The sequence below is a fragment of the Acinetobacter lwoffii genome (assembly GCF_022967985.1).
Classification (GTDB): Bacteria; Pseudomonadota; Gammaproteobacteria; order Pseudomonadales; family Moraxellaceae; genus Acinetobacter.
In genome coordinates, this window is record NZ_JALJVC010000008.1 from 65,150 (window position 1) to 79,100 (window position 13,951).

At 44.7% G+C, this 13,951-nt stretch carries 11 protein-coding genes; 4 read left to right on the forward strand and 7 right to left on the reverse strand.

Annotated features, from left to right (window positions below; genetic code table 11):
* Positions 1-6 precede the first annotated feature (6 nt).
* The 5 genes from dnaX to MWG72_RS06660 form a co-directional block, all read right to left on the reverse strand.
* Entirely contained in the window at positions 7-2,139 is a 2,133-nt protein-coding gene (gene dnaX, locus MWG72_RS06640; RefSeq protein ID WP_247143505.1) for a DNA polymerase III subunit gamma/tau, read from the reverse strand.
* Between the two features lie 133 nt (positions 2,140-2,272).
* Entirely contained in the window at positions 2,273-2,716 is a 444-nt protein-coding gene (locus tag MWG72_RS06645; protein WP_004278816.1) for a copper resistance protein NlpE N-terminal domain-containing protein, read from the reverse strand.
* Between the two features lie 78 nt (positions 2,717-2,794).
* Positions 2,795-4,048 carry a serine hydrolase domain-containing protein gene (locus MWG72_RS06650; protein ID WP_247143506.1) on the reverse strand — a complete coding sequence of 418 codons (1,254 nt, stop codon included), beginning with the start codon at positions 4,046-4,048 and terminating at the stop codon, positions 2,795-2,797.
* Between the two features lie 71 nt (positions 4,049-4,119).
* The gene (locus MWG72_RS06655; RefSeq protein ID WP_247143507.1) at positions 4,120-4,974 is read right to left on the reverse strand and encodes a MaoC family dehydratase; all 855 of its coding nucleotides are present in this window, start codon (positions 4,972-4,974) and stop codon (positions 4,120-4,122) included.
* A gap of 158 nt (positions 4,975-5,132) precedes the next feature.
* Positions 5,133-6,524, reverse strand: coding sequence for a 3-oxoacyl-ACP reductase (locus tag MWG72_RS06660; protein WP_247143508.1), 1,392 nt, complete (start codon positions 6,522-6,524; stop codon positions 5,133-5,135).
* A gap of 240 nt (positions 6,525-6,764) precedes the next feature.
* On the opposite strand from MWG72_RS06660, the gene MWG72_RS06665 reads away from it, so the two are divergent.
* On the forward strand, positions 6,765-8,282 hold the full coding sequence (locus MWG72_RS06665) for an acetyl-CoA C-acetyltransferase (protein ID WP_247143509.1): 1,518 nt from the start codon (positions 6,765-6,767) through the stop codon (positions 8,280-8,282).
* Positions 8,283-8,336: 54 nt separating this feature from the next.
* Here the strand turns inward: MWG72_RS06665 and MWG72_RS06670 are convergent, their stop codons facing one another.
* Positions 8,337-10,520, reverse strand: coding sequence for a YncE family protein (locus MWG72_RS06670; RefSeq protein WP_247143510.1), 2,184 nt, complete (start codon positions 10,518-10,520; stop codon positions 8,337-8,339).
* A gap of 175 nt (positions 10,521-10,695) precedes the next feature.
* Entirely contained in the window at positions 10,696-11,133 is a 438-nt protein-coding gene (gene aceI, locus MWG72_RS06675) for a chlorhexidine efflux PACE transporter AceI (RefSeq protein ID WP_247143511.1), read from the reverse strand.
* Positions 11,134-11,231: 98 nt separating this feature from the next.
* Here aceI and aceR point away from each other — a divergent pair, with 98 nt between their 5' ends.
* From aceR to leuE, 3 genes are all read left to right on the forward strand, one after another.
* Positions 11,232-12,122 (forward strand): HTH-type transcriptional regulator AceR, encoded by an 891-nt coding sequence (gene aceR, locus MWG72_RS06680; RefSeq protein ID WP_005263303.1) that lies wholly within the window; start codon positions 11,232-11,234, stop codon positions 12,120-12,122.
* An 89-nt stretch (positions 12,123-12,211) separates the two neighbouring features.
* A complete protein-coding gene (gene tal, locus MWG72_RS06685; RefSeq protein ID WP_247143512.1) occupies positions 12,212-13,189 on the forward strand; it encodes a transaldolase in 978 nt (325 codons plus the stop codon).
* A gap of 75 nt (positions 13,190-13,264) precedes the next feature.
* Positions 13,265-13,924 (forward strand): leucine efflux protein LeuE, encoded by a 660-nt coding sequence (gene leuE / locus MWG72_RS06690; RefSeq protein WP_004278829.1) that lies wholly within the window; start codon positions 13,265-13,267, stop codon positions 13,922-13,924.
* The last annotated feature ends 27 nt before the right edge of the window (positions 13,925-13,951 follow it).

Here is a 13,951-nt window from a genome sequence, read left to right on the forward strand (position 1 = left end):
TCCAGCCTATTTCAGCTGAATATTTTGCAGTTCACCATCAAACTGCTGTAACAGATCGCGTACTGCCGGTTCAGCATGTAACAGTTCTTCGGCACGTTTAAAGGCACGTACCTTACGCTGATGCTGCATGGTATAGGGCGTTAACTGATCCACATTTTCAAATTTCACCTGGAAATTGGTTTGCGGCCATTGCTGTTGCAAAGCAGCTTCCAGATGATGTTGCAACTGGGTCAACAACTGCTGGTACTGTTCAGGAATATGGAAAACGGATTCGCCATTCATCTGGCCAGTCATGACGCCATACTGCGCCAGTTCCTGTACTGCCGGAGAAAGCTGGCTGTTACGGAACCAGTATTCCCATTTTTCTACGCTCCACTCACCCTCTAAAACTTGCTCGGGTATTTTCAGAATATCCTGTGGCATCAGATTCTGCGTATTTATATCTTGAGAAATATCTTCCAGCAAAGCTGTCTGTGCAACTGGCTGAACCGACGCTGTATTTTCAAGAGCAGGCTGATCGGTTGTTTCCTGTGAAAGCTCTATTTCCGGTGCAGCAAGACTAAATTCCTCATCAGCAGACATGGTCTCTTGTACTGGCTCAGCAGGAATGACGGCATCTGCAGGAATAAACTCTTCAAGCAGGAAATCATCCGAACTGTTGCTAGTAGCCGGTGCTTCTGGCGTACTCTCGATTTCATCAAAACCAAATAGGCCTTTATCATCATTTGGATCAAAAACAATTTGATCACTAGACTGCACTTCTTCAATGGTGGTCTGAATTACTACGGGCTGGACAGATTCAGGTGCAGTGATGCTGGTTGGCTCTTCTTCATCGAGAAAATCATCCGAAGAAGGCACAGACGCTGATGCAACATCAATCTCCTCATCTGTCCCATCGTCCAGAGAGAAATCATCAAATACCGGTTCTGCCTCCAATGATTGTGTTTCTATTGATTCAGATTGAAGTTGTGTCTGAACAGGTGGCTGTAGACGTGTTGTATGGGTTGTTGCCTGTTGCGATGCAGTCTCCTGCATTACTGGAATTTCACTTGGTTGTAATGGACGGAAAGCCAGTAAGCGTAGCACCGTCATCTCAAAGCCTTGTTCCTGCGTAACTGCAAGCTGTAAATCGGCACGACCCTTATAGGCAATCTGATAATAAAGTTGCAGATCCTGAGCAGAAATCAGACCGGATAATTGCATAATTTTTTGATTGATCTCAGCACTATATTTCAGACTCAGATCTGGCAGGTACTGCAATAAGGCTAGTTCATGCAACGTCGAAATCAACTGATCGAGCACTAGTGACACATCCAGAGCTTGCTGACGGAACTGTAGCAATAACTGACTGACATGCGCTTTCTGGTTCTGGTGAATCGCCAGAATCAGGTCATAAATAATGGTGCGGTCAATCAGACCGAGCATGTCTTTGACATCCTGATGCTGAATCACACCCTGACCATAGGCAATCGCCTGATCGGTCAGAGACAAGGCATCACGCAGAGAACCTTGCGCAGATTCAGCAATCTGCCAGATCGCATCCTGATCAGACTGAATGCTTTCTTTGCTAAGAATATTGCCCAGATGTTCGGTAATTTCATCGACTGCCAATGGACGCAAAGTAAATTGCAGACAGCGAGAAATTACGGTAATTGGCAGTTTTTGCGGATCAGTGGTTGCAAACAGAAATTTGACATGTTCTGGCGGTTCTTCCAGCGTCTTTAACAGCGCATTGAAAGAATGCGTGGACAGCATGTGCACTTCATCGATCAGGTAGACCTTAAAGCGGCCTTGAGTCGGTGCATAAGGAACATTGTCGAGCAGCTCGCGGGTATCTTCGACCTTGGTGCGTGATGCTGCATCGATTTCGATTAAATCAATAAAACGACCTTCATTGACTGCGGTACAGGTCGCACAGACCTCACAAGGCGTCGAGGTAATACCGGTCTCGCAGTTCAAGCACTTCGCCAAAATACGTGCAATCGTGGTTTTTCCGACACCACGCGTTCCCGTAAACAAATAGGCATGATGCAAACGGCCACGTTCGAGCGCGCTGGTTAAAGCACGTGATACATGGTTTTGCCCCACCAATTCATTAAAATTACGAGGACGGTATTTTCGCGCAAGTACTTGATACATGTATGCTCCTTTTTACAGGTCTAAGCATACTGTTTTTTTATAAAATAGTGAAATGAATGCCGGTTTATAAAGAATAAAAATCCCTTGATCAAAATCATTGAAAAAGGGATATAAAACAGATGCTTTTTTAAAATTAGACCGATTCAAACAGGATAAAGTCACTTTGCATTTGGTAGCGTTTGCCTGTTTGATCTTCACGAATTTCCAAAACATGCTTTTTCAGATCGACATAGAGCAGATTTCGGGTATCGACATTCAGTAGTTCAATCTTTTGTTGTGATTCATCCTGAAACCGAATCTGCCCGCTCATCGTTTCAATTTCATTATGTCCACTTAAACTTTCACGCTGTAAAGTAAAGGTCTGATCTTCATTCAAGGTCAAGGCCACTGCCATGCCTGGACAATCTTCACAACTTGAAAAACATCCCATACATGGCGTCGTGCCCTGATAACTCCCGACCCAGGCAGGAATCTGAGCTTTGGCTTCCATCACCGTTTTTGCAGCCGGCTGATTCGGATCCTGACATCCGAACAACGCACTGCTTGCGACCAAAGGAATCACCAGCACTTTTTTCATTACTTCACACCATAGCCATGGACTGCGCGACAAAATAGCATATTTGTCTGACGGGCTAAACTCCCAAATCAGGGATATTTAGCGCCAGCCTTTGCGGCCGGTCAGTACCGCATCCGCACAGCGCAAGGTTTCCTGCGTCAGGCCCCAAAGACGGTAATCTCCGGTTAATGAACCTGTCGGGAAATTATGCGTATAGGCAAAACTTAAATTCCGTTCAGGGTCACACCAGGCACCAGAGCCATTAAAGCCCATATGACCAAAACCTTTAGAGGCTTTTCCTAAAGTGAGAACACGGTGGTAACCCAAGCGCCAGTGCATCGGTAAAGGCATGACCCGATCTCTTGTTTTGTATTGCACCTGACTAAGTCGCTGGAATACCTCCTGCGAGATCAGTTGCTGTCCTTGCCATTCACCACGACTGGCCAGCATGGCATAGATTTTTGCCAGACTCTCTGCGGTAAATACTCCATTAGCAGACGGAATAATGGCCTGTAGACCCTCATGACTAAAGAAACTAAAGTTCTTCATGCCCTTAGGAATCATGGCATCCTGAAAATCCTGTGGACTCTGACCACTCCATACCAATGCTCGTTCCATCAGGCTGGGTTGCCTTGACACAGTTTTTTTCGCAGTTTGTGTTTGAGACTTAGTTGTTTTAGGCTTTAAAATAGGTAAGGCCACCCGAGCTAACTCATGCGTCGGTACGCTAAAATAAGCACCATTTAACTGTAGTGGCTGTACCAGATATTCCTGCATCAGTTCACCCAGTTTTTTACCAGTCGCTTTTTCCAGTACACCACCTACTTGCCAGCCAAAAGTCAGCGGTTGGTAAGCAGCATCGGTTGCAACCTGAAATCGTGGTTCAGCTGCCGCAATCCGGTCCAGCATCTGTGACCAGTCGGCCATTTCAGTGGCATCATCAATGAGATTACGGATATCAAACAGTCCGCTTTGATGACTGAGCATATGCGCCAGAGTAATATTTTCTTTACTATTTTGCGCAAATTCAGACCAGTATTCTGCAACCGGTCGGTCATAATCCAGATAACCTTGACTGACCAGAATGTGCGCCAAAGTCGCCAGCACGCCTTTGCCGGTGGAATAACACAGCGACATGGTATCAAGCTGCCAGTTTTCAGTTAGAGACTTTTTACCGGTATAAATATCGACGACTTTCTGTCCCTCAAAATATACCACCAGTGCCGCACCACCCTGTGCGGTACGCGCATCCTGCAACCGGCTAAACTGACGGGCAAGATCACTGAAACGCTCATCGACATTGCCCTGATAATTATGCTGATCAGCAAACAGATAATCTTTAATTGGCTGCATCATTCTATCCATAGAATATTGATCCCTTAAAATGAAAAAGCCTAAATCAGATTTAGGCTTTTGATTCAGATTTAAATCGCTTTGATATGACCGGTCACATGCGGTTTTTGATTTTTACTGTTTCGAATCAGGAAATCTGTATCATTCGCTGCCTGTGCGGTCAGAAATTCAACTTTAGATGGCAAGTACATCGGCAACTTGAACCAAACGTCAGCTTCATAAGCATCTGGCAATGACAGATTTGCCAACGCTTTGGCTTTGCTCCACATACCATGTGCGATTGCCTGTTTAAAGCCAAAGGCTTTCGCTGTGACTGCATGAATATGGATCAGGTTAAAATCACCTGAGGTCATGGCATAACGGCGACCAGTATTCTCCGAGATGTTCCATTCATTATTGAGTATATATTCTGGCGCTTGGCTTTCTGCAGGTTTGGCAGCAGCTTTAGCATTGGTCTTTTGACGTGACAGATAAGTCGTCAATGCTTCAACTACGACCTCGCCTCCCACTTTGACTGTAGTAATGAAATCAAACTGCACGCCTTTATCGTGCGGCTGCAATTCGCCAAATTTGCATGATAGGGTCAAGGTTTCATTGACGCCGATTTTACGGTATTGCTTCACTTGGTTACGGATATGTACCAAGCCCAAAATCGGAAATGGAAATGCTTCTGAAGTCATCATGTGCATTTGCAGACTTTGTGAAAGTACCGTCAGATAGATTGCTGGAATATAACCATTATTTTTAAAACCACAAACTTCGTTATAGGCTTTCAGATGTTTCTGATCGACCTTGAATGAATCCACCACATATTCAACTTGCGGTAGAACTTTTTCAGCTTTCGGCTTTTTAAAAATCAAGCCCTGAATCACTTTTGGATAGGCTAAATAAGGTTTTGGAAGTTGACTAAAATGGCGCGTATTCATACTGAACCTTTAAAATATTCTTTTCATTTATATATGAGTGGATTTCTCTCTCCCTTTGGGAGAGAGTTAGAGAGAGGGCTAAAAAAAGGCCCCTAATCTCCCTCTCCTAAATCCTCCCCCTGAGCTTCAATAAAAGCGCAAGAGAGAATTTGAATGCTTTAAGCCCCTAACAGACTTTGACCACATACACGTACCACGTTGCCATTTAAACCTGTTGATGCAGTAGCAGCAAACATTGCAATCGTTTCTGCAACATCGACAGGTAGACCGCCCTGACTCATCGAATTCATACGGCGGCCCGCTTCACGGATCGCAAATGGAATCGCAGCCGTCATCTGAGTCTCGATAAAGCCCGGTGCAACGGCATTAATGGTTATACCATTTTTTAATGTCGGTGCTGTGAATTTTACTACACCTATCACCCCGGCTTTAGATGCTGCATAGTTGGTTTGTCCCAGGTTACCAGCAATGCCTGAAATTGAGGATACACAGATAATACGGCCATTGGCATTTAGACCATCGTTGGAGATCAAGTAATCATTCACACGTTCAATTGCAGATAGGTTGATATTAATCACCAGACCCCATAGCTCAGGCTTCATATTGGCCAAGGTCTTGTCACGGGTAATTCCGGCATTGTGCACAATGATGTCTAAGCCGCCATGCTCAGCTGCCGCTGCCTTAATCTTCTCACCTGCATCTGCAGCTGTAATATCAATAGCCAAGGTAGAACCGGCAATCTCACCGGCTACGCGATCAAGGTCAGCCTGCTGTTGTGGAACATCCAGACAGATGACATGTGCGCCATCACGTGCCAATACATGGGCAATCGCTTCACCAATACCACGGCTTGCGCCTGTCACAACCGCAGTTTTACCCGCTAATGGCTTGGTCCAGTCTACGTCTACTTTTTCAGCTGGTGAAACACGGATCACCTGACCAGAAACATAGGCAGAACGCGGCGAAATCGTAAAACGTAATGCAGATTCAAGATTTGCTTCAGCACCTGCATCGACATAGATCAGGTTTGCTGCGATACCTTTTTTGAATTCTTTAGCCACTGATTTCACGAAACCTTCCAGTGCACGTTGAGCAATCGCCTGGCTCACCGATTTTGCTGTTTCAGGTGTAGTCCCCACAATCACCACACGGCCCGAACTCTGGATCTGACGTGCAATCGGGTTAAAGAAATCATAAAGTGATTTTAACTGTTCTGAATTTTCGATCCCTGAAGCATCAAAAATAACGACCTTGAATTTTGATTCTTTATCGCCCGGGTTAAATGCACCCAGATTCAGCCCAGATGCTGCAGCCGCCTGTTGCAACTCAGCATTATTACCTGCATAGCTGTTGGCATGAATATTTGCCAGAACCTGAGCAATAGCACCCGTCAATGGACTTGCTGGTGCTGCGCCCAATAATACTGCGCCTTTTACCACCGGCGTAGCAGACTCAAAACGGTCTAAAGAAGTTGGGGATGGCAAACCCAAATTTTTAATGACAAATTTACCAATAGGAGATTTTGCAAAAGTTTGGTACTGATCAGTCATGTTTATTATCTCTCATACAAATTAATTTTTGGTTGATCTAAAGTTACCCTTAAACTTCAATATGATGCCAGACACATATATTTCAATAGATCCGCCAGATTCCGCCCAATCATACTTGAGATAATAGGCAGATGACTTGACCTGAGCGCAGTCTGTAATGTCATTGTAGTCAATACAGCCTATCCTCTTCTATGCTAATGTAAGCGCCAAGAAGACGATCTATTTGCCTGGTAAAGCCTTATGAGCAAAACAACTCAAGAAAATCCAGCAGTCGAGAACTCTGCGACAGAAACTGTGTCAAAACCATCAACGCGCATCAAGCGTAGCACTAAAAATACTGACACAGCCACTGGGACAGAAAAAAGTCCGACTAAAACCTCGCGTACACGGAGCACACCTGCCCGTGCCAAAAATACGACTTCATCTGAAAAAGATTTAATCTCTACAACACAGACTTCTGTTCTACAGGAACCAAACATGAGCCAAAATACAGTTCGCCGCGTTGCGATTATCGGTGGTAACCGCATTCCATTTGCACGTTCTAATGGTGCTTACTTTACGGCATCCAATACTGACATGTTTACAGCAACCCTGAACGGCCTAGTTGAACGCTTTAATCTGCAAGGTCAACGCTTAGGTGAAGTGGTTGCGGGTGCAGTACTGAAACACAGCCGTGACTTCAATATGACCCGTGAATGTGTACTAAATACTGCCCTTGCACCTGAAACGCCTGCTTATGACATCCAGCAGGCATGTGGTACTGGTTTGCAAGCGGCATTTCTTGTTGCCAACAAGATTGCTTTAGGTCAAATCGAAGTAGGCATTGCAGGTGGTGTAGATACGACTTCTGATGCACCGATTGCTTTTGGTGACGGTTTACGTAAAGCATTACTTGAGCTAAACATTGCGAAAACTGCAAAAGACCGTCTGAAAGCACTGACCAAAATCAATGTGAAAGACCTTATGGATGCACCAAAAAATGGTGAGCCGCGTACAGGTCTGTCTATGGGTGATCATCAGGCGATTACTACACTGGAATGGGGAATTTCCCGTGAAGCACAGGATGAACTTGCTGCATCTTCACACCAGAAAATGGCTGCAGCGTATGAAGAAGGTTTCTTTGATGACCTGATCACACCATTCTTGGGTCTTCAACGTGACAATAACCTGCGTGCGGACTCAAGTGTTGAAAAACTGGCGAAATTAAAGCCGGCCTTTGGTAAGGGCGATGCCCGTACCATGACTGCGGGTAACTCTACGCCGCTAACAGATGGTGCTTCTTGCGTGCTCTTGGCTTCTGAAGAATGGGCGAAGGCAAATGGTCATGAAGTATTGGCTTACCTGACTTTCCAGGAAACTGCCGCAGTTGATTTTGTCGAGAAAAAAGAAGGCCTGTTGATGGCGCCTGCTTATGCCGTGCCGCGTATGCTGGAACGTGCAGGTCTGAAACTGCAAGACTTCGACTATTATGAAATTCATGAAGCTTTTGCATCTCAAGTATTGTCTACGCTGAAAGCTTGGGAAGATCCGAAATTCTGTAAAGAGCGTTTAGGTCTGGATGCACCATTAGGTTCAATTGACCGTGCAAAATTGAACGTAAAAGGCTCTTCACTTGCTGCCGGTCACCCGTTTGCAGCAACTGGCGGTCGTATCATTGCGACAGCAGCAAAACTGATTAACCAGAAAGGTTCAGGTCGCGTACTGGTATCGATCTGTGCAGCCGGTGGTCAAGGTGTAACGGCGATTATTGAAAAATAATCTGTTGACCGATCCAATTAAAAAGCCCCTCAAATGAGGGGCTTTTTTTATGTTTTAGGGATTTGGCATCGGGTTATTTTTAAAATATTCATCCACTTTGTTCCACGGTGCAGTCGATGCCACACCTTTCACCATATTCTGGTTCACACCCTGACAAAGCGCGCTGTCGGGTGTTAGGTGGAAAGCATTCACATTTGGGTCCATATAAGGAATTGAGCCTGGACGGCGCTGGAAATAGAAGTTTAACCAATCGACCATAGCTTCAAAGCCATAATTCGACATGGCCCAGGCACTATTATGCCCGCCCCAATGATGACCAAATTCATGTGCAATAATTCGATAACCAGATAATCTGTAATGGCCATAGAATAACCAAGTATCTACTCCTAATACTGCTCCACCACCTAAACCACCACCCATATTGGTAATGCCAAGATTAATTTCATTGCGATTAAGAATTTCCCGATAGATCCGGACATAATCTTCTGGCTGAAAGAAACCATTCGACCCTTCTACCTGACCATCATTGCCAAAAAAATCGTGTCCCATGACCGCTTTATGGTTAAACCATAAGGTTTCAAATTCTGGAGTACTGAGCATATAGGCCAGATTGGTCATCATCATGACCCATTCCCGGGCATAGACCGGCGTAATACGACACCATTTATTCGGTTCATCATAGGTACCAAAATAAATTTTCCATTTGGCTTTAATCTGATTCAGCTTTTTGACGTGCTCATCGGTCTCAGAGCTAATTTTCAGATCAAAAACATTGCTTGGGTTTTGCGTGGTCTGACTCAGACCTGCGAGCTGGATCGAGCCTGTGCCATCAAGCAACGGGAAACGGGATTGATCGGTTAACTTGAGACCAAAATTTGCCTTCGAAAATGGCGTCAACTGATCCAGCTTAGCCAGAATCACCCAGTCTTCTGAGTTTTTAATCTTGGCACGAATCTGCAAATCACGTACAGGCACAGCACTGTAGCTTTGCAAATGCAGGCGGTTGCCATTTAGAGTTGCCGATAAAATCTTGTCCATATAGACATGACGCTGGCTGCTATTGGTCAAGGTTTCCCATGATTCACCATCCTGCAAGACACGGCTTCTCTCGAGTACTTTAGATTCGGTTAAAATCATAGCTTGGTTTAGCTGGGTGGATTTATTCTGTTGCAGGGTCAGCATTGGCAGAATATAAATTTTCTGATTGGCCATGTGCAGCAGATTCTGACCATAAATATAAAGATCACTGGCCTTGGCCAGTTGGCTGCTCTGGTTTTGCCCTTTTAAAATATAATCTCGGAAGGTATCCACACTTTTATTGGGTAAGATAGACTCCAAGTTAAAAGATTTTTCCCGGTAGCTTTCTACAGTGCCATCATTCCGTGACACATAAACCAAGCCATCATTATGGCGATGCATGACTGCCGACAAATTGGTTTCTGTTAAAATGGACGCAATATTATTTTCATTTTCCTGAATCTGATTGATATCGTGGACATAGGTCATACCATCCGGCAGGCTGGTATACAGATAATCACCTATGACTTCCATGCGTGCATTACAGTTGCGCGCACAGCCCGGCAAGCTGAGCCGTGCAAATTTCCGCGCTTTTAAATGGTTTTGCGCCGTTACATCACTTTGACGCCACACATTAATGCGGCCTTCAATATCAGGCACATACACATAACGGTCGTCAGCAGTCACCGCATTGCTATGTACCAGCGCGTAATTAAGCGCATCGCCCCACCATACACCTGTGCCGAGTGCCATAATGAAGTTCGGTTGCTCGCTATTAATATCTAAAACATCAATTCGGTTCGAGCCATAATTGGCCACATACAAACGCCCTGCTTGAATTTCCAGATCATTCAGGCTATCCCATTTTTTGGCCAGACCCGAAATTTTCGTAGGATCAATCGCACTGAGTGCACGTTTTTGTTTTAAGTCATAACGTAAAATATTCGATTCGGCCTGACTATTGGCAATATAAAGGACATCGCCATTTACCACCATGACGGTGGGATTCCAGCTGGCCAGACCGAAATTCCCTGCTGTTAATTCTGAACCCACATCCAGAACCTTAAATTCCGCAATTTTGCTCAGTTGCTCACCCGAACCGGGGGGTGTCACTGGATCCGGCAGCGTCTGCTGTGGCGTACTGCTCTCACCTCCTCCACCCCCACAACCCCACATCAGCAACACGATGGACACTGACAAGATCGCTCGTCTAAATAGCATTGAATTCCCCAATAAATTTAAAAATTAAAATAAAAAATCAAAGTCTTATAGCTTAATTTTCAGTTGGGTTCGAGCATAAAAAATGAGGACTTGATCAAGTCCTCATCGCTGAATATTTCACCTTTCGCATTCTGAAAAGGGAGTCTGAACTGTGTGGTATTTTTTATGGCGTATTTTATGATGAGATTTTCCGATAATCCGGCTGTAGCCCCAGTCTGGCTTCTAGATGATCATAAATCCACTGAAAAATAAAGGTATACACCAGAATACAGAGGGTTAAAGCCAAATCCAGCAGAAAGGCCTGAGCCAGACTCATGTGTAAGGCATATGCCACCATTGGAATAGTCGCCAGCATCAAACCACCTTCAAAACCAATTGCATGAGCAATCCGCACTTTAATGGTTCTTTTCAGGCAATGTTTCGCTTCAAACTTTTCAAAATAATGATTAAACAGCATGTTCCAGAGTACTGAAGTCACGGCCATAGCAATCCCAAGTGCACCAGTGACCCCAAGCGGCATGTGCATCAATGTACTTAGCAGGACAGCGATCACGACCAGCAGAATGCCTTCATATAAGGCAGCATGAATCAATCTTCTTTTAGAAATTAACATATCAAATCAGCTCAATTCATTACATGATGCAAGAATTTTATTTCTTTAAATCTGACTATTCGAGTTAGAATCTATCAATAAAAATGAAAGATAAAATTATGAATGTTAATCAGGAACAGCTGCTGATGTTTAAAACTGTGATGGAAACCGGTTCTTTCTCTGCAGCTGCCCGTCAACTGGGTAAAGTACCTTCCGCAGTCAGCATGGCCATTGCCAATCTGGAAATTGATTTAAATCTGGAACTGTTTCAGCGTATAGGTCGTGAACCGAAACCAACTGCACAAGCGCAGGTATTGTATGAAAAAACCCAGCAGCTACTGGTAGAAATGAACCAGTGGAAACAGCATGCTCAAGCCCTAAGTTCAGGCTTGGAATCTGAATTGAATATTGTGGTAGTTTCAGAATTGCTGCATACGCGCTGGACCGATTATATTGTGTTGCTAGAACAGGAATTTCCTGCACTGCAAGTCAATGTATTCAGTGCACCTCAGGAAGATGCACATCGTATGCTGTTTGAAGGTTCAGCGCAGCTAGCCTTGATGTTTGAACGCGAACAACTGGAAACACGGGAACAGTTTGTGGAATTGAAACGTGAGGTACTGGTGGCTGTAGTCGCCAAACAGCATCCCCTAAGTCAGTTCGATCAAGTCAGTTATGAACAGATTTTGCAAAATAGGCAGATTGTGGTGGCCAGTCGGGATCGCACCATCAAGCCGGAACTACTCTTTTCACGAAATTACTGGCGCACCGACAACCACCACTCGGCTTGCAGCATGATTCAGCAAGGACTGGGCTGGGGGGTTCTGCCACTCGAAATGCTGAATGAGCAGCCACATTTGCAAGATCAGTTACAGGTTCTCAACCTGCTCGATTTCACCCCAAAGTTTGAATATTTTGTTGATCTGGTCTGGAGCAGAGAAACCCGATTAGGCACAGCTGCTCATTTTTTGATTAATCACTTGCGCAAACAACGTAAAACCGGGCATTAATCACAGAAATTCAACGACAGTCTACTTGGTAAACCGGCCATTTATGATATATAAGAAAGCATAAGCAATAACCATAGAACTAGATCGTAATGACATTAACTGCATTAAACCAATTAAAAAACTTGACGATCATTGTGGCAGACAGCAGTGATTTGAGTGCCATTGAAAAATTTCGTCCGCTTGATGCAACCACCAATCCATCGCTGATTACTGCAGCAGCAAAACAACCTGAAAATCAGGCCTTGATTGAAGCTGCTTTTCAGCAAGCCCAGCAAGAAGGCTATGCAGATGACGCTCTGATTGAACGGACTATTGATATTTTAACGGTCAAATTTGGTGTAGAAATCTTAAAACTGATTGAAGGTCGTGTTTCAACGGAAGTCGATGCTTCGCTGTCCTTTAATACTGAAGCTACCATTGCCAAAGCCAAAGAGTTACTGGCACTTTATGCGCAATATGGAATTGACTCAGACCGCATCCTGATCAAGATTGCCTCTACCTGGCAAGGTATTCAGGCAGCAAAAGCACTGGAAGAACAAGGCATTCATACCAATCTGACTTTATTATTTGGTCAACATCAGGCCCATGCCTGTGCTGATGCCAAAGTAACATTAATCTCGCCTTTTGTCGGCCGTATTCTGGACTGGTACAAAAAAGCTGAAGGCGTTGAGTCTTACCCGATTGAAAAAGATCCGGGTGTACTTTCGGTTAAGCGTATTTATGAATTTTATAAAGCGCATGGTATTCAGACTGAAATCATGGGTGCCAGCTTCCGCAGTATTGATCAGGTTCTAGGCTTGAGCGGCTGTGACCTGCTCACGGTAGCACCAAACCTGCTGGCCGAACTGGAAAATGATCAGCGTGAAGTGCAGGCCCAACTCTCAGCCAAAGATATTAAAGTTCAAGGTGAACTCAGCCCAATCAGCCCTGCCGATTTTGAAGCACAACTGAAACAGGATCCGATGGCCAGTGAATTATTGCAAGGCGGCATTGACGGTTTCATTAAAGCCCGTGAGCAACTGGCTGCTTTATTACGTGAAACTTTCCTGAGTACCACTGAGATTTAAAGAAAATTTAGCAAATTTCTCCAAGCCGATGTTGCTATAATGCCGCATCGGCTTTTTTGTTCATGCGAGTTTTTCGTGTTTGGTATCACAGATCTAACGACCTTTATCATTGGAACCACGTTGATTGTGCTACTGCCCGGGCCGAATTCCCTGTATGTCATGTCGATTGCTTCGCGCTTTGGGATTAAGACGGGATATATGGGTGCCTTGGGGGTTTATACGGGCGATCTGATCCTGATTATATGTACAGCATTGGGAGCAGCTTCTTTACTGCATGCCTTTCCGGTACTGTTTATTGCACTGAAAGTTATTGGAGCGATCTATCTCAGTTACTTGGGTATCAAGCTAATCATTGCGGCCTACCAGACTTTCTTTCCGGAAAAGTCATCACAACGCGTCCAGATTAAAAAGACGACTCCAGATACGGTAGAATCTGTTCAGCCCTTTCGTACAGCGCTCACAATCAGTATTTTAAATCCCAAAGCGATTCTGTTTTATCTGTCTTTTTTTGTGCAGTTTGTCGATCCTGCCTATCCTTATCCAGCCCTGACATTCACGCTTCTGGCTGTAATCTTGCAATTGATCAGTATGACCTATCTGTCGATCCTGATTTTTTCTGGTGTAAAACTGGCCTCCTATTTCAATCAGAACTATAAAGTGACTGCCAGCTGTGTGGCGGCGGTTGGGATCCTGTTTTGCGGTTTTGGCCTTAAACTGGCGACTTCAACTTTCTAGCAATGACCGGCTTCAAGCCAGCAGACC

Bases quoted from the DNA above. Each gene is read 5' to 3' on its own strand.
- MWG72_RS06655 (WP_247143507.1), bottom strand. From the start codon at position 4,974: ATGAATACGCGCCATTTTAGTCAACTTCCAAAACCTTATTTAGCCTAT.
- MWG72_RS06660 (WP_247143508.1), bottom strand. From the start codon at position 6,524: ATGACTGATCAGTACCAAACTTTTGCAAAATCTCCTATTGGTAAATTT.
- MWG72_RS06670 (WP_247143510.1), bottom strand. From the start codon at position 10,520: ATGCTATTTAGACGAGCGATCTTGTCAGTGTCCATCGTGTTGCTGATG.
- MWG72_RS06650 (WP_247143506.1), bottom strand. From the start codon at position 4,048: ATGCAGCCAATTAAAGATTATCTGTTTGCTGATCAGCATAATTATCAG.
- dnaX (WP_247143505.1), bottom strand. From the start codon at position 2,139: ATGTATCAAGTACTTGCGCGAAAATACCGTCCTCGTAATTTTAATGAA.
- tal (WP_247143512.1), top strand. From the start codon at position 12,212: ATGACATTAACTGCATTAAACCAATTAAAAAACTTGACGATCATTGTG.
- aceI (WP_247143511.1), bottom strand. From the start codon at position 11,133: ATGTTAATTTCTAAAAGAAGATTGATTCATGCTGCCTTATATGAAGGC.
- MWG72_RS06665 (WP_247143509.1), top strand. From the start codon at position 6,765: ATGAGCAAAACAACTCAAGAAAATCCAGCAGTCGAGAACTCTGCGACA.
- aceR (WP_005263303.1), top strand. From the start codon at position 11,232: ATGAATGTTAATCAGGAACAGCTGCTGATGTTTAAAACTGTGATGGAA.
- MWG72_RS06645 (WP_004278816.1), bottom strand. From the start codon at position 2,716: ATGAAAAAAGTGCTGGTGATTCCTTTGGTCGCAAGCAGTGCGTTGTTC.